Genomic DNA, 15,714 nt, shown 5'->3' on the forward strand with positions numbered 1-15,714 from the left:
GGCTCAGCCATGGCCCAGAAAGAATTCAAGGATATGCAGATGGTCTTCGTAGAGCCGCGGCCCCATCGCCATCACCTCGGCGATCGGAATCCAGCGCGCCTTGTCGGCATCGTCGCCGCCACGCACCGCCGGCAATTCGCCCGCGGCAAATTCGAAGTGGAACGCATGGGTAATGGTGCGCCCGCGCAGGCTGCGCTCAGGGTGATCGAACACCTGCCGTGCACGCAACGAACCCTTGATGACCGGTAGCGGCACCTTGAGCCGGGTTTCCTCGCGCAACTCGCGCAGGCAGCTGTCCAGCAGGCCTTCGTCCTGCCCCACAAATCCACCCGGCAGCGCCCACAAGCCCTTGCCCGGCTCGGCGCGACGACGCACCAGCAACACGTGGCCAGCCTGCACCACCACCGCATCAATGGTGACGAAGGTGGGCGCATACGGCGCGTCCTTCCAGGCAGCGCGGTACTGTTCGATGAAGCGGAATTCGGCCACCAGCTGCGCGTAGCTCGGTGAGCTGCGACGGAAGGCTTCGAGCATGTCGTACACCGGCGCCGGCACATTGCCGCGCAACATCAATAACCCACCATGGAAGCCGATATCGCCGGCTTCGAACAGATAGCGGCGCAGTTCATTAGCAGACAACGTGGCGGTGTGCTGCACATCCTCCAGCGGCCATTGCGGAAACTCACGCAGGTAATAGCTGCTGGCGTCCTTGTCCATGCCGATCAGGCCCACACGTGCATCGGCACTGCCGCCATCGACCTGCACGGCTTCGGCCACCTGCCGTTGCACTTCGGCAATCCACAGGCTTTCGTTGTACAGATGGTCGCGCAGCGGGCGCAGGATCAGGCGTTCGGCATCGTCGGGCAATGCCGCCTGGATCATGACCGCACGTTCGGCGACGGTCCAAGGATTGCGAATGGTGCGGGGGGTATCGGCAGAACCGATCAGCACGATCAGCTTGCGGGCCTTGCCCAGCGCGTGGCGGGCGACGGCGGCGTGGCCGTTATGAAAGGGCTCGAAACGCCCGATAAAGACGAGATAGTCGTACGGTGTTGCCATGAGAATCCCTCACGGTTGCGTGGTCAGCCAGCGGTCTGTCCGCTGGCTTGCAGCAAATGCTACGCGGATGCGCAGCGACGTCAAGCGCGCGATCGCATCGGCAAACACCGGCGTTGCCATGACACAGCGGTCATCATTGCTGACTAGACTTGGCGGCTCTGTTCTTCAGGAATTCGCCTGCATGCCACGCCTGACCACGCGCGCGCTGACGCGCTGCTTGCTTGCCACCCTTGCACTGCTGTGCATCGCCTTGCCGGCACTTGCCGCAGCGCCAATCACGCCGCTGCGCGTGATGTCATTCAATGTGCGCGTGCCCGTCGATACCGACGGCGACAAACGCTGGCAAGCGCGTCGCGGTGCGATGGTCAGCGTGATCAAGCAGACGCATCCGGATGTGTTCGGCACCCAGGAACTGGTCAGCGAGCAAGCCGGCTATCTCACCGCGCAGTTGCCTAACTACCGCTGGTTCGGCCAGGGACGGCGCGGCGATGACAGCGACGAACACATGGGCGTGTTCTACGACGCGCGCGCGCTCAACGTGGTGGAATCGGGCAATTTCTGGCTATCCGATACGCCCGAGGTGGCCGGCAGCATCACCTGGGGCAACGTGTTGCCGCGCATGGTGACCTGGGCGTTGTTCGAGCGCCGCAGCGACAAGCGCCGCTTCTACCTGTTCAACACGCATTTCCCGTACCGCGACGAAGACGAACCCGCGCGCGAACGCAGCGCGCGGCTGATCCTATCGCGCATCGCGCAATTGCCGGCCGATATTCCGGTGGTGCTGACCGGCGACTTCAACAGCGACCCGGACAAGATCACCTATCCCACGCTCACCGCCGTGCTGGGCGACGCGCGCGCGAAGGCGCCCAAGCGCAGCGGGCCGGAGAATACCTTCCAGGATTTCAGCACCCACCCCACCCGGCGGATCGACTGGATCCTGTTCCGCGGATTGACCCCAACGCAGTTCACCACGCTGGATGACCGGCCGGGCGGCGTGCTGCCGTCGGATCATTATCCGGTGCTCGCCGAGTTTGCCTGGCCGCGCTGAAAGCACGCACTTCAATCACGGCTTCGCAGGCATCGGCGCACGGAGTGAGCGCGCCGATGCCTGCGAAGCAGCCGGCAATCACGGCGGCTGGATGCCCGCCTGCGCCGCGCTTGCCTGCAGCCATTCCAGCAACGCCTGCAAGGCAGCCGATGGCGTATCGCGCCAGACGATGGACAACTCACGCCGTGCCCAGGGTTCGTCCAGCGGCACGGCCACCAGTTGCTGGCGGACGCTGGAACACGCCAGCGCCGCGAGCGGCACGATCGCCACGCCGACGCCGCGCGCCAACATGCGGCACAGCGTTTCAATCCCTGGCACGCGCGCGCGAATGCGCAGGTGCACGCCGGCCCGCGCCAGGTGCGTGCGCAGATGACGCTGCAAGGCGTTGTCGGCCGATAACGCCAACAACTGCATGTCCTGGATATCGGCCAGGCGCAGCGTGCCCGTGCCGGCAAGCGGATGGCGGGCTGCCACCGCAACCACCAATTGATCGTGGCGGAACGGGCACCGCTGCAAGCCAGTGAAATCCGCATGCCCGGCGACCACCGCCAAATCGGCGCGCTCCTCGCGCACCGCATCGGCGGCCTCCTCACTGCCCCACTCGGCCAGGGTCAGGTCCACGCGGGGATGCGCCAACAGAAAGTCGGCCACGCACTCGGGCAGCCATTCCGACAGCGCGGCCGTGTTGGCAGCCAGCCGCAGGGTGACCTGCCCACCCGCACCGTAGTCGCCCAGCTCAGCGCGCATCGCCTGCTCCTGTCGGGCCAGCACCCGCGCGTGTCGCAGCAGCACCTGCCCGGCGGCGGTGAGGCTCACGCCGCGCCGGCCACGCTCGAACAGCGCAGCGCCCACCTGCAGCTCCAGCGCGCGAATGCGGGCACTGACGGCGGCCAGCGACAGCGCCACGCGCTCGGCACCGGCGGTGATGCTGCCGGTGTCGGCCACTGCCACGAAGATCCGCAAATCGACGAACTCCACTTGCATCGCGCACCCACAGCCTTCGGTGTGGACGAAGTCTGCCTCAAACAAAGACAGCTTGCCGCCTCGCCCCGGCGGCAGGATCCTGCCCGGCATGAATGACGATGCATTGCACTGGCTCTTGATCGCGGGCGTGTTCCTGCTGGCTGGCGGGGTCAAGGGTGTGGCCGGCATGGGCCTGCCGACCGTGGCCATGGGCCTGCTCGGGCTGTGGCTGCCACCCAGCCAGGCAGCCGCGTTGTTGGTGCTGCCTTCGCTGGTGACGAATCTGCAGCAGGCCTGGGGGCCGGCACCGGGTGCACTGTTGCGGCGACTATGGCCCCTGCTGGCACTGATGAGCGTGGGCACCTGGCTGACTGCCGGGGTGATCATCGGTGGCGACCCGCGCACCCTGCGCGCCGCGCTCGGCGTGTTGTTGGTGGCTTATGCGTTGCTGGGGCTTGCCCGCTGGCAGTGGACGTTGCCACCACGCCATGAACGCTGGGCCAGCCCATTGACCGGCCTGATCAGCGGCCTGCTCAACGGCGCCACTGGCGTGGTAGTGCTGCCGATAGCGCCGTACTTCGCCGCGCTGGGGTTGCCACGCGAGCTGCTGATCCGCGCACTGGCCACCTGTTTTGGTACCGCAACGCTTGCCCTGGCCATCGCGCTGGTCTGGCAGGGCGGCGTGCCGCTAACGGCGGGCGTGCCGTCGCTACTGGCGCTGCTGCCAACAGCGCTGGGCGTGTGGGCCGGCACCCGGGTGCGGCGACGCATCTCCGCCGAGATGTTCCGGCGCGTGTTCTTCGGCACCTTGCTGCTGCTCGGCCTGCAGGCCTGCTGGCAGGCGCTGGCCTGATCTGCTGAGGGCAGTCGGGTGCGCACAGGTGTCGCCCACCGATGCGCCGCCCAAAAACAAACGCCACCGACAGGCGGTGGCGTTGCTCACCCATCAATGACGCAAGCAGTCAGTCAGCCCAGCGCCCCGGTGCCGTCGATTGCGGCAGGACTTGCGCCGAGAGCGGCTGGTCCTTGGACAACAGCCCCAGCGCATCGGCCAGGATGGCCGCCGATTCGTGCAGCAGCGGATCCGGACGCTTTTCAGCAGCCTTCTCGCGTGCGGTGTCCTTGACGATGTCACGCTCGTTGCCGGTCAGGCCGTCGTCGCTGTCGTCGGCCAGCGGGTCCAGCGGCAGACCCAGCTGCTTGCGCACCTGCTGGCGGTCCTTGCGCTGCTGATCCTGCTTCTGCCGTTCGGCCACGCGCTCGGCTTCGTTCAACGAAATGTACTTCTTGGCCTTCTCGTCACGGAACTGCTTGACGTCCTCTTCCCACCACTGGAATTCCTTGTCGCTGGCGATGCGCGTGGCGTGCAAGGTCTGCAGCTTCGGCAGCAGCGGGGCAAAGTTGCCGTACTGGGTGTGCGGCACGGCGGCAATGCGCGTCCACGGCAGCGCGTTGTCGTAGGTGCTTTCGCCGAACTCGGTGGCATCCACGCTGGCCGGGAATGCGATGTCCGGCACCACACCCTTGTGCTGGGTGCTGGAGCCGCTGACGCGGAAGAACTGCGCGATGGTCAGCTTGACCTGCCCATAGCGCTGCCCTTCGGCGGCCGGCCAGCGGTCCAGGTCAACAATGTTCTGCACCGTGCCCTTGCCGAAGGTGGTTTCACCAATGACCAGGCCGCGGCCGTAGTCCTGGATGGCACCAGCAAAAATTTCCGACGCCGAGGCCGAGCCGCGGTTAATCAGCACGCCCAGCGGACCATCCCAGGCCACCTTCGGGTTGCTGTCGCCATTGACGGTGACCCGGCCACCGGATTCGCGCACCTGCACCACCGGGCCCTGCTCGATAAACAGACCGGTGAGCTCGATCGCTTCGTCCAGCGAACCGCCACCGTTGTTGCGCAGATCCAGCACCACGCCGTCGACCTTGTCGGACTTGAAGCCCGCCAGCAGCTTGGCGACATCGCGGGTGGCCGAGGCATAGTCGGCCGCGTTACGACGACGGCCTTCGAAATCCTGGTAGAAGCCCGGCAGTTTAATGATGCCGATCCGGCGCTGCGGCACGTCGCCACTGGCCGGCAGCGTGATGGTCTCGCCCTTGGCGGCCTGTTCGGCCAGGCGCACCTTCTGCCGCGTCAGGGTCACGGTGCGGTGCGTGCCGTCGATGCCCAGCTCGGCCGGGATGTACTCCAGGCGCACCTGGGTGTCCTTGCTGCCGCGGATCTTCGCCACCACGTCATCGATGCGCCAGCCGATCACATCTTCGATGGCGCCGCTCTTGGCCTGGCCAACGCCAACGATGCGGTCGCCCGGCTTGAGCGTGCCGTCCACCGCGGCCGGACCACCCGGGATCACCTCGCGGATCACCACCATGTCGTCCTGCTTCTGCAGCTGCGCGCCGATACCTTCCAGCGACAGCGACATCTGCTGGTTGAAGTTCTCGGCGGTGCGCGGCGTGAAGTAATCGGTGTGCGGGTCAACTGCATTGGTATAAGCGTTGAGGAAGAACTGGAACGCGTCCTCGGCCTTCAGTTCGTTGACCGAATCGGCCAACGTGGCATAGCGCTTGTCCAGCGTCTTGCGGATGTCGTCTGACTTCTTGCCGGCTAGCTTCAGGCGCAGCCAGTCGTTCATCACCGACTGCCGCCACAGCACGTCCAGCTGCTTGTCGTCGGCCGCCCACGGCACGTCCTTGCGGTCGTACTCGAACTTCTCGCTGCCGGTGAAATCGAAATCCTGCTTGAGCAGTTCGCGCGCGTGTTTGACGCGCTGATCGACACGCTTCTTGTAGACCGAAAACACCTGGAACGCCGGCTCCAGATTGCCGCCGCGCAGCGCATCACCCACCCCCGCCTGCAGCGGCGCGAACGCGTCCACATCGGCCTGGGTGAAGAATTGCTTGCCGCCGTCCAGCGTCTCCAGATACCGCTTGAAGACGTCCTTGGACATCGCCTCGTCGAGGGTACGCGGGCGATACGCATACCGGCTGTCCGAAAGCAGCCCGTAGACCAGTTTGGTCGCCGTCGCCTGTTCGGGCGTGGCCGCGGCAGGCAGCGCCGTGTCCGCACGCGCCAGCAATGCCATCGGAGTGGTGAGCACCAGTGCCAGCAGGCCGGCCTTCAGGGACGCAGAAACGTTGTAGGTCATCGAATGGCTCTCGGCACGGGGCCGATGAAAGAAAGGCGGTGATCGGATGTGACAGCATGACAGTGCCGAAAGTTGCTGGCGTTGTCATCCGCTGGCTGAATCAGCCTAGCTCCGGGCATGTAGCAGATTGTGAACGCGCCCGTACCCTTGGCACGCTGGCCCGGATACGACACGGCCCCGCGCACTGCGCAGGGCCGTGATGCACACACCGATGCGGTTGGGCTCAGGCGGCGACGCCGGCACCGGCAGCCTGGCGGTCGGCGTGGTACGAAGAACGTACCATCGGGCCGGACGCCACATGGCTGAAGCCCAGCGCATTGCCGTAGTCCTCCAGCGCCTTGTATTCCTCCGGCGTCCAGTAGCGCATCACCGGGTGGTGGTGCGGCGTGGGCTGCAGGTACTGGCCGATCGTGATCATGTCCACATCGTGCGCACGCAGATCGCGCAAGGTGGCCTGCACCTGCTCCATCGTTTCGCCCAGGCCGAGCATGATGCCGGACTTGGTGGCGATGGTCGGGTGCTGCGCCTTGAAGCGCTGCAGCAGCGTCAGCGACCACTGGTAATCGGCACCGGGGCGCACGTTCGGATACAGGTCCGGCACGGTTTCGATGTTGTGGTTGAACACATCCGGCGGGCTGGTGGCCAGGATCTCCAGCGCGCGGTCCATGCGGCCCTTGCCACGGAAGTCCGGGGTCAGGATCTCGATCCGGGTCTTGGGCGCGCTGGCGCGGATCGCCGAGATGCAGTCGACGAAGTGCTGGGCACCGCCGTCGCGCAGGTCGTCGCGGTCCACGCTGGTCACCACCACGTACTTCAGGCCCATGTCGGCCACGGTGGTGGCCAGGCTGGCCGGCTCGCTCGCGTCCGGCGGCTCGGGCCGGCCATGCGCCACGTCGCAGAACGAGCAGCGCCGCGTGCACACCTCACCCAGGATCATGAAAGTGGCGGTGCCGTGGCTGAAGCACTCGTGGATGTTCGGGCAGCTGGCTTCTTCGCAGACCGTGACCAGGCGGTTTTCGCGCAACTTGGCCTTGAGGTTCTGCACCGCATTGCCGGACGGAATCCGCACCCGGATCCACGACGGCTTGCGCAATACCGGCGCGTCGACGAACTGCACCGGCGAGCGGTTGATCTTGTCGCCACCGATCTGCTTGACGCCGGTCTGCAGCGACGCAGGTGCGGCGGTGTCGCCGGAGACGACCTGCAAGGGAATGGAACGGGCGATAGGCTGGGTCATGAAGGTACGGGCGCTCAGGCCGGAAGCGAAAGGTCGGGCAATGCGGAGGTGGGCTGCAACACGAGGCCGAACTGGCGCGCCAGCTGGTCGAGCAGCACCGCCTTGACGGCGTCCATCCCGGAGGGGCCGCCCAAGTCTAGCACCGAGGTCACCTGCAGACCCTGGTAGCCACACGGGTTGATGCGGTGGAACGGTTCCAGGTCCATCGCCACGTTGAACGACAGCCCATGGAAGGTGCAGCCGCGGCGTACGCGGATGCCAAGCGCGGCGATCTTCGCCCCGCCCACATACACGCCAGGCGCGCCATCGCGGCGCTCGGCGATGATGTTCCACTCGCCCAGCGTATCGATCAGCGCCTGCTCGATCTTGCACACATAGTCGCGTACACCGATCCTGAGCCGGCGCAGATCCAGCAGCGGGTAGACCACTAATTGCCCCGGGCCGTGATAGGTCACCTGCCCGCCGCGATCGACCTGCAGCACCGGAATCTCGCCCGGAGCCAGGACATGCTCGGGCTTGCCGGCCTGCCCCAGGGTAAACACCGGCGCATGCTCGACCACCCACAGCTCATCACCGGTGTGCTCGTCACGTGTATCGGTGAAACGCTGCATTGCACGCCAGACCGGGACATAGTCCTGCATGCCCAGGTCGCGGACCTGCGCCGGCAAGGGCAACACAGGGGCCACGACAGGGTCGGCCGCTACAGCGTCCACTTCACTTCCGGATGCTCGCGCAGCGCTTGATGCGCGGCGTCGAACTGCTCGCGGGTGTCGGCCCGAAAGCCGATCCGGACCGAGACGTATTTGCCACTGGAGGAGTGCTTCCAGCTGATGCTTTCTTCCAGCAGTTCAACGCCGGTGGCGGCAAGCAGGCGCGGGAGTTCGGTTTCCAGCCCGCGCTCGGCCGTGCCCATGGCGCTGAGCTCGAAGGTGCCGGGAAACTGGAAGCCGTGATCGGGGTTGTCGGAGCTGATTTCCATCCGCCCATTATCGGGCCGCCTGGCGGCAAACCCAACCCCGCCGGCCCCGCTGAGCGAGTTTCGCAATCCCGCTTGCACGCCATTGCGGAGATTGGTCTGCCAGAGCGAACACATCTATCCAGTCTTCGTACTTGCGGCCCCGATATCCACCTTCACCTTTGCATCGTTAGCCCATGTTCACGCGGCGCAGCAGTGGCCGCAGGCACCTTTGCCACATCCTGTCCCTCTTGCTCCGGGTCCTCCATGCTCCGACCGCGCGCGCTGTCCGCTGCCTTGTTGCTTTCCCTCACCGGCCTGGCGCTGCCCGCGCTGGCGGCCGACCAGTGCGATTCCAGCCGGCTGGGTCGTACGCCGCCGGCAGTGAATTTCCGGGTCGACAACGACCTGTTCGGTGGCGAAGACCAGGACCAGGGCTATTCCAACGGCGCGTTGCTGACGCTGGTCTCGCCGAATCTGGTCGACTACACCGACGACCCGTGCCTGCCGCGCACTGCGCGTTGGGTCAACAGCTATCTGGAGCGCCTGCACCCGGGCGAGTTCGACCAGCAGAACATGGTGTTCTCGATCGGCCAGGCGATTTTTACGCCGACCGACTACACCCGCCGCGACGTGATTCCGGACGACCGCCCGTACGCGGGCATCCTGCTCGCCAGCTTCGGCTACAACGCGCGTAACGACGCGCACCTGCGTACCACGCAGCTGCAGATCGGCGTGGTTGGCCCGTGGGCCTTCGCGCAGGAAGCGCAGGACGCCATCCACGACGCGCTGGGCGACGAGAAATTCCAGGGCTGGGACAACCAGCTGCACAACGAGCCGCTGATCAACATCGTGCACGAACGCATGCGCCGCTGGCCGGGCGACGCCACGGTCAACGCCGATGGTTGGGGATGGGACGCGATTTCGCACTGGGGCGGATCGCTCGGCAACATGTCGACCCATCTCAATGCCGGCGGCGAAGTGCGCTTCGGCTGGAAGCTGCCGGATGACTTCGGCAGCACGCCGACCCGCCCGGCCGGCGAGAACACCGCACCCAGCCGCCTGGGCCGCGCGAGTGGCTGGTCCGGACATCTGTTCCTGACCACCGATGCGCGCTGGGTGATCCGCGACATCACCCTGGACGGCAACACCTTCCGCAACAGCCACAGCGTGGACAAGCGCCCGTTCGTCGGCGATGTCGGCTACGGCCTGGCGGTGATGTACGGCCGCTGGAAGTTCGCCATCGCCCGCTACCACCGCACCCGCGAGTTCGAGACCCAGCGCGAGACCCCGGTGTATGGCAGTTTCACGATCAGCCGGATGCTTTGAAAGCTGGGAATAGAGAATCGGGAATTGGGAATGGGAACAGCAGGAGCGGCGCGCCGCTTTTACGATTCCCGATTCTCCACTCCCGATTCAACAAAAAAAGCCGGCTTTCGCCGGCCTTTTTGTTATTCGGATTCCCACCACATCCAGAAGGCGTCCCAGAGGCGCTTGAAGAACCCGCCCTCTTCCACCGCGTTGATCGCCACCAGCGGTGCCTGCGCGATGACCTTGCCTTCCAGGCTGACCTTGACGGTGCCGACCTGCTGGCCCTTCTTGATCGGCGCCTGCAGGTTCTTGGCCACTTCCATGCTGGGCTTGAGGTCGTTGTAGCGGCCACGCTGCAGACTGACCAGCAGCGGCTGCGCCACGCCCAGTTGTACTTCGTCCTGCTCGCCCTTCCAGACCTTCTGCTTGGTCACGACCTTGCCGGGTGCATACAGGCTGTGGGTCTCGAAGAAGCGGAAGCCCCAGTTGAGCAGCGCCAGGCTGTCATCGGCGCGCTGGCGCTCGGAGGTGTCGCCCATGACCACGGCCACCAGCCGCTGGTCGCCACGCTTGGCCGAGCTGAGCAGGCAGTAGCCGGCTTCGGAGGTGTGGCCGGTCTTGATGCCGTCCACGGCAGGGTCGCGCCACAACAGCAGATTGCGGTTGTTCTGCTTGATGGTGCCGACCTGGAACTCCTTGATCTTGTTGTAGGCGTAGGTCTCGGGGTAATCGCGCACCATCGCACGGCCGAGCATGGCCAGGTCGTAGGCGCTGGAGTGATGGCCCTCGGCGCTCAACCCATGCGCGTTGACGAAGTAGGAGTTCTTCATGCCGATCTTGGCGGCGTAGCTGTTCATCAGCGAGGCGAAGGCTTCCTCGCTGCCGGCAACATGCTCGGCCAGCGCAATCGCGGCATCGTTGCCGGACTGGATCGCCATGCCCTTTTCCATGTCTTCCAGACGCGCAGTCTGGTTGACCGGGAAGCCGCTGTAGCTGCCGTCGGTGCCGGCACCGCCCTCGCGCCAGGCGCGCTCGCTCATCATGACCTGGTCGTCGCGGCTGATCTTGCCGTTCTTGATCTCGGCCGCCACCACGTAAGAGGTCATCACCTTGGTGATGCTGGCCGGTGCCAGTTCCTGGTGGATGTTCTCACCGGCGAGCACCTGCCCGGTGGCGTAGTCCATCAGGATCCAGGACTTGGACACGGCCGGAGCCGGTGCCGGCGGAACTGGCAATGCCGCCGGAGCGGTCGGCGCGGCAGCGGCGGGGGTCGGCTGCGGCGCAGGGGGCTGTGCGCAGACCAGGCCGAACGCGAACGTGGCCACGGCAGCGGCGGCGAAGCGGAATTTCATTGAAGAACGACTCCTGACGGGCCCGAAGGCTGGGTAATGCGAAATTGTAAGGGGCCACAGCGATCAGGGCGATGCGCACCGGCGCCGCGCCTGACCGAAGTTCAGCCCCGATCAGGCGCGCAGCGCGCTCAGTTGGCCACGATCTGCGGGCGGCCGAAGCCCAGCCCGGCAATGCGCTGCGCGATTTCCGAGGCATTGGCGTGGTCGCGTGCATTCACGCGCAGGCGCCACAGGGTGCGCCCGCCGCTGACGATGTCGCTGACGCTGGCACCGGCAATGCCGGCCGAGGCCAGTTGCGACAGCGCGCGGTTGGCGTTTTCGCGGCTGGCGAAGCTGGCGACCTGCAACAGGATGTCGCCCAGCGCGGCTTCGGCGGCGGTCGGCGGCTTGGCAACGATGACCGGAGCGGCGGGACGCGGCGCTGGCGGAGCATCCGGCGTCCTGGCCACCGCCACCGTGGTTGCCACGGCGGCGGCAGCGGCCGGGCGCGGCGTGGCCGCTGTCGGTTTGCCCGTAGCCACGCGCACGCCCTGCGACTTCATCCACGCATCGAAATTGTCGGCATTGCCCGGCTGCCGCGAATCGGCCACCCGGTAACGCCAGCGCTCGCCCATCGGCACTGGCGCTGCGGCCGTGCCGGTGGCTGGCGGGCGGGCAGTGGTGCCGCGGGCGGGCAGCTGTTGCACCAGGCTGTCGATCTGGCTGCTGGCAGCCGGTTTGGCCGCGGCCACGGTGGCGACCGGCGCGATGCCGCTGCGGCGCTTGGCCAGCAGATTGGCGTTGTCGGCTTCGGTCAGGCCGCGCACCTCGACATTACCGGTGCCCTTGCCGGTGATGCCCAGCTTCACCGCGGCGGCGTAGCTCAGGTCGATGACCCGACCGTCGTGGAACGGGCCGCGGTCATTGACGCGCACCACCACCGATTGCCCGTTGTCGGTATTGGTCACCAGCGCGAAGCTGGGCAGCGGCAAGGTCTTGTGCGCGGCGGTGAAGGCGTACATGTCGTACACCTCCTTGTTGGAGGTCAGCCGGCCGTGGAACTTGCTGCCGTAGTACGAGGCGGTGCCGCGTTCGACATAGTCGCCGGGGTTGTCCATCACCACGTAGCGCTTGCCCAGCACTTCATACGGCGAGCGATTGCCCACCGCCGAGCGCGGCTCGTTGCTGACCAGCGGCTCGGGAATGCAGGCCACGTTGGGCACATGGTCCGGGGTGGTGTCCTTGACGCCGGGCTTGTACAGGCCGCCGGCGGTGTAGTCGCCCCGCGTGGAGGGGTCTTCCTTGGCGGCGGCATACGGCGAGGTGGACGGGCAGCCGGTGGCGACATGCGCCGGCCCCTTGCCCTCTACCTTGACGCCCTTGATCGCGCCATTGCCGGCGCTGCCGGCGGTTTTCTTCGGTGCACTGCTACAGGCCGCCAGCCCGAGCATCAATGCCATCGGGATCAGCCACTTGGGACCTGTGCTGCTGTTCATGCCGGGGGTAACTCCTTGCCGGCGATGGCCTCGGACAGCTGGAACACGGCCATCGCGTACATCTTGGAAATGTTGTATCGGGTGATCGCGTAGAAATTCTGGAAGCCCAACCAGTACTGCTTGCCGTTGGCATCATCCAGCGTGATCGGCGTGGCGGTGCTGCCGGCAACCACCGGCGCGTTGGGCTGGTAGCCGCGCGCGGATAGATCGGCCAGCGTGTATACCGGCGACCAGTCGGTGGGGTTGAACTCCTCGCGCCCCGCAGCCAGCGTGGCTGGCACGGCGACCTGACCATCGCGCACCCAGCCGCCCTTCTTGACGAAGTAATTGGCGATCGAGGCGAAGACGTCGTTGTGATCGGTGAACAGATTGCGCTTGCCGTCGGCATCGCCGTCGACCGCGAACTGGCGGTAGCTGGACGGCATGAACTGGCCCATGCCCATGGCGCCGGCATAGCTGCCGATCAGGCTGGTGACGTCGAGTTGCTCTTCCTTGCCCAGTGCGAACAGCTGGCCGAGTTCATAGCGGAAGAACAGCTCGCGGCGCACTTCACGTTCGAGCTTGGCCGGGTCGCCGCTGCGCGGGTAGCGGAAGGCCAGCGTGTACAGCGCGTCCAGCACACGGTATTTGCCGGCGTTGCTGCCGTAGCTGGTTTCCACCCCGATGATGGCCACGATCACCTGCGCCGGAACACCGGTGGCGGCTTCCACCTTGCTCAGCTCGGCGCGGTGCTCGGCCAGGAACTTGCGACCACCGTCGATGCGCGCCTGGGTGATGAACATCGGCCGGTATTCGTTCCACGGCTTGACCCGCTCGGCCGGGCGCGACATCGCGGTGACGATCGCATCCTTGAACTGGGCTTGTGCCAGCACCGCTTCGATCTGCGCCGCGTCGATGCCGTACTTGGCCGCGGTGTCACGCACGAAGTTGGCGCGTGCGATCTCGAACGGCACCGGGGTCAGGTCCACCGGCGGCAAGGCCGGCGCTTCGGCCGCCGCACTGGCGGGCGCAGCGGGAGCAAGCGGCGGCTTGGCCGGCGGCGCACTGGCGGCCGGAGGCGCAGGTGGAGGGCTGGGCTGGGTCGCGCAAGCGACTAGGCCGAGGGTAAGCAGGCAGGTCAGTGTGCGTCGAATCATCGGCCGAGGGTAACAGAGACCAGATGAACTTCTGGCAATAAGGCCATGAAACGCAAGAACTTTAGGTCTTGTCAAGGCAGGGCGCAGCACGGGCACACCCTCGCTGCGACTGCCGGCGAGCGGGCATGGGCATGGAAGAACTGCGAGAGCGAACAGATGGGCCTGGTTGCCGCGACTGCCGGTCGCGGCTGTCGCGTGCCGCCTCTGGCATCACCTTCCGTGACACCTCACCAGGTGCGACCGGCTTCCGGCCGCACCTGGCTGGGCTACGTCGTCTGAAAGCAGGACGTCCAGGCAGGTCGGCGTGCTGCCGGCCGGTTGCACAATCTGCGTGACCCGGCCGCAGCTTGTCCGATTACAACGCAGGAAAGTGCGGTGCGCTCGAGCAGGTCGGGATGCTGCCGGCAAGCTGCACGGCGCTGGTGGTGACATTGGTGCCGGTCGGCACGAGCTCGCTGTTGCTCAGCCCGATCCGCGCATTGCTGGCGGTGACGGCCTTGTTGCCTGTCGCGACATTGGCAAGCACCAGGTCCAGCGGTATCTGCGCGTTATAGCCTTCCAGGATCCAGCCCTTGCCCTTGAGACCCGCATCGCCGGTGGTCCGCAAGCCATTGACGACGATCTGGCTGAAGGTGGGCGCGGTGCCGCTGCCGCCGCTGGAATAGAACGGGTTGATCACCAGTGGGCTGGTGACGCCGTACAGGCAGGTATTGCGATAGGTAATCAGACTGACCGGGCCGCCCTTGGCGATGCTGGTCTTGATGCGCAGACCGTTGTTGTCGGTGCTGCGGTTGCCGGCATCGTCGCTGGCGGTGATGGCAGTGGAATCGACCAACACATTGCTGACGCCGGACATCACCTCGCTGCCAATCGAGATGCCGTGCGTGCCGTAGCAACGATTGTTGCGCAAGGTGATGTTGCCGGACTTGGAGGCGATGGTCTTGATCGCCACGCAATCGTCGCCGCCCATCACATCGTTATCGAACACGGTGGCGTTGACCACGCTATCCAGGTCCAGGCCATCAGTGTTGGGGCTGGTCGCTGGCGACTTCACCCGCGTGCCCCAGATGGTCAGGCCATCGACGATGTGCGCGAAGAAATGGAAGTACGCCGCATTGATCAGATTGACGTTGTAGAGCGTAAACGCACTGGAATTCTGCACCTTGATCAGGTCCGGGCTGTTCTGCACCTGGTTGGCCTTCTTGGCGTTCTCCCCGAACTCCCACCAGGTGGTGCTCTTGCCGAGCATGGTCAGGTCACCACGGCCATCGATGGTGCCCTGACGCCCGCCGATGCGCACACCCATCACACCAGACCTGGCGCCCTTGACGCTGATCAACGGCAGGCATCCGCCACTCTTGGAACCGGCCGTGCCGCAGCCACTGCCGTAATCGGCGGGGTTCCGCGAGCCGTACACGGTGACGCCCTGATCGACCACCAACGTCACGCCAGTAGGAATCGACAGCGGCCCGGTCAGGAAGGCGTTGCCCGCGCCCGCCGTCAGCAGCACGCTGCCGTTCTTTCCCGCACACGCGGTCAGTGCGGCCTGGATATTTTTGGTATCGGGCGGCGCACTTTCCAATGCCGCCACGAACTGGCGCGCGCTAGCCGTGTGCTCAGCCTTTACCGCCTGGCAGGTCGCCGGAATACCAGGCTCGGAGACTGCACGACCATCGCCGGTTGCCTGGGTGATGGCGCTCGCCTGTGAGGCAAGCGAAAGACAAAGACCGCCGATGGCGGCAGCAAGCAGTTTCATGACGTAGTCACCCGGAGAAAGAAGAGACGCGTGCCGTTCGGGGGCGACGCAGCGCCCAGGGAACCAACACGGTTAATGGTGCACTCTACGGCGCGTCGACCAGGGGCGATGACAGCGCGCGAACCGGCTGCCGTGCAAACGAAGCAGCATGCCACCGCGTTTCCTTGTTGCTACCAAGCGCGCAGATCCGCGTGGTCAGCAAGTTAGTGCGTGGCGTTACTTGGCAATGAAACGATCCATTGCGGCTAGTTGCGGCGCATGCCCGGCTGAGCGGAA

The 15,714-nt window shown here is 65.9% G+C and carries 13 protein-coding genes; 3 read left to right on the plus strand and 10 right to left on the minus strand.

Going from position 1 to position 15,714, the window contains the following annotated elements:
• Positions 1–3: 3 nt before the first annotated feature.
• The gene (locus ACD584_RS15415; protein WP_076037205.1) at positions 4–1,059 is read right to left on the minus strand and encodes a bifunctional nicotinamide-nucleotide adenylyltransferase/Nudix hydroxylase; all 1,056 of its coding nucleotides are present in this window, start codon (positions 1,057–1,059) and stop codon (positions 4–6) included.
• Between the two features lie 181 nt (positions 1,060–1,240).
• On the opposite strand from ACD584_RS15415, the gene ACD584_RS15420 reads away from it, so the two are divergent.
• Positions 1,241–2,107, plus strand: coding sequence for an endonuclease/exonuclease/phosphatase family protein (locus ACD584_RS15420; protein ID WP_076037206.1), 867 nt, complete (start codon positions 1,241–1,243; stop codon positions 2,105–2,107).
• A gap of 78 nt (positions 2,108–2,185) precedes the next feature.
• On the opposite strand, the gene ACD584_RS15425 is transcribed toward ACD584_RS15420, so the two are convergent.
• A complete protein-coding gene (locus ACD584_RS15425; RefSeq protein WP_076037207.1) occupies positions 2,186–3,091 on the minus strand; it encodes a LysR family transcriptional regulator in 906 nt (301 codons plus the stop codon).
• Between the two features lie 88 nt (positions 3,092–3,179).
• Between ACD584_RS15425 and ACD584_RS15430 the strand changes: the two genes are divergently transcribed.
• Positions 3,180–3,923, plus strand: coding sequence for a sulfite exporter TauE/SafE family protein (locus ACD584_RS15430; RefSeq protein WP_076037208.1), 744 nt, complete (start codon positions 3,180–3,182; stop codon positions 3,921–3,923).
• Between the two features lie 109 nt (positions 3,924–4,032).
• On the opposite strand, the gene ACD584_RS15435 is transcribed toward ACD584_RS15430, so the two are convergent.
• The 4 genes from ACD584_RS15435 to ACD584_RS15450 all read right to left on the minus strand — a co-directional run bounded on the left by ACD584_RS15435 (position 4,033) and on the right by ACD584_RS15450 (position 8,432).
• Positions 4,033–6,216 carry a carboxy terminal-processing peptidase gene (locus ACD584_RS15435; RefSeq protein ID WP_076037209.1) on the minus strand — a complete coding sequence of 728 codons (2,184 nt, stop codon included), beginning with the start codon at positions 6,214–6,216 and terminating at the stop codon, positions 4,033–4,035.
• Positions 6,217–6,439: 223 nt separating this feature from the next.
• Positions 6,440–7,453 (minus strand): lipoyl synthase, encoded by a 1,014-nt coding sequence (gene lipA, locus ACD584_RS15440; RefSeq protein WP_076037210.1) that lies wholly within the window; start codon positions 7,451–7,453, stop codon positions 6,440–6,442.
• 14 nt (positions 7,454–7,467) lie between these two features.
• Entirely contained in the window at positions 7,468–8,166 is a 699-nt protein-coding gene (gene lipB / locus ACD584_RS15445) for a lipoyl(octanoyl) transferase LipB (RefSeq protein ID WP_076037211.1), read from the minus strand.
• The gene (locus ACD584_RS15450) at positions 8,154–8,432 is read right to left on the minus strand and encodes a YbeD family protein (RefSeq protein WP_016944387.1); all 279 of its coding nucleotides are present in this window, start codon (positions 8,430–8,432) and stop codon (positions 8,154–8,156) included. Before ACD584_RS15450 ends, lipB begins: the two co-directional genes overlap by 13 nt.
• A gap of 243 nt (positions 8,433–8,675) precedes the next feature.
• Here ACD584_RS15450 and ACD584_RS15455 point away from each other — a divergent pair, with 243 nt between their 5' ends.
• Positions 8,676–9,737, plus strand: a complete 1,062-nt coding sequence (locus ACD584_RS15455) for a lipid A deacylase LpxR family protein (protein ID WP_070689634.1) — start codon at positions 8,676–8,678, stop codon at positions 9,735–9,737.
• A gap of 122 nt (positions 9,738–9,859) precedes the next feature.
• Here the strand turns inward: ACD584_RS15455 and ACD584_RS15460 are convergent, their stop codons facing one another.
• The 4 genes from ACD584_RS15460 to ACD584_RS15475 form a co-directional block, all read right to left on the minus strand.
• Positions 9,860–11,071 (minus strand): D-alanyl-D-alanine carboxypeptidase family protein, encoded by a 1,212-nt coding sequence (locus ACD584_RS15460; protein ID WP_076037212.1) that lies wholly within the window; start codon positions 11,069–11,071, stop codon positions 9,860–9,862.
• 128 nt (positions 11,072–11,199) lie between these two features.
• Complete coding sequence (locus ACD584_RS15465; protein ID WP_076037213.1) at positions 11,200–12,546, minus strand: septal ring lytic transglycosylase RlpA family protein; 1,347 nt, start codon at positions 12,544–12,546, stop codon at positions 11,200–11,202.
• Entirely contained in the window at positions 12,543–13,682 is a 1,140-nt protein-coding gene (gene mltB / locus ACD584_RS15470; RefSeq protein ID WP_076037214.1) for a lytic murein transglycosylase B, read from the minus strand. Before mltB ends, ACD584_RS15465 begins: the two co-directional genes overlap by 4 nt.
• A 355-nt stretch (positions 13,683–14,037) precedes the next feature.
• Positions 14,038–15,438, minus strand: coding sequence for a glycoside hydrolase family 28 protein (locus ACD584_RS15475; protein WP_076037215.1), 1,401 nt, complete (start codon positions 15,436–15,438; stop codon positions 14,038–14,040).
• Positions 15,439–15,714: the final 276 nt, after the last annotated feature.

It is taken from the genome of Xanthomonas sp. NCPPB 2922, from assembly GCF_041520885.1.
Taxonomy (GTDB): domain Bacteria; phylum Pseudomonadota; class Gammaproteobacteria; order Xanthomonadales; family Xanthomonadaceae; genus Xanthomonas; species Xanthomonas campestris.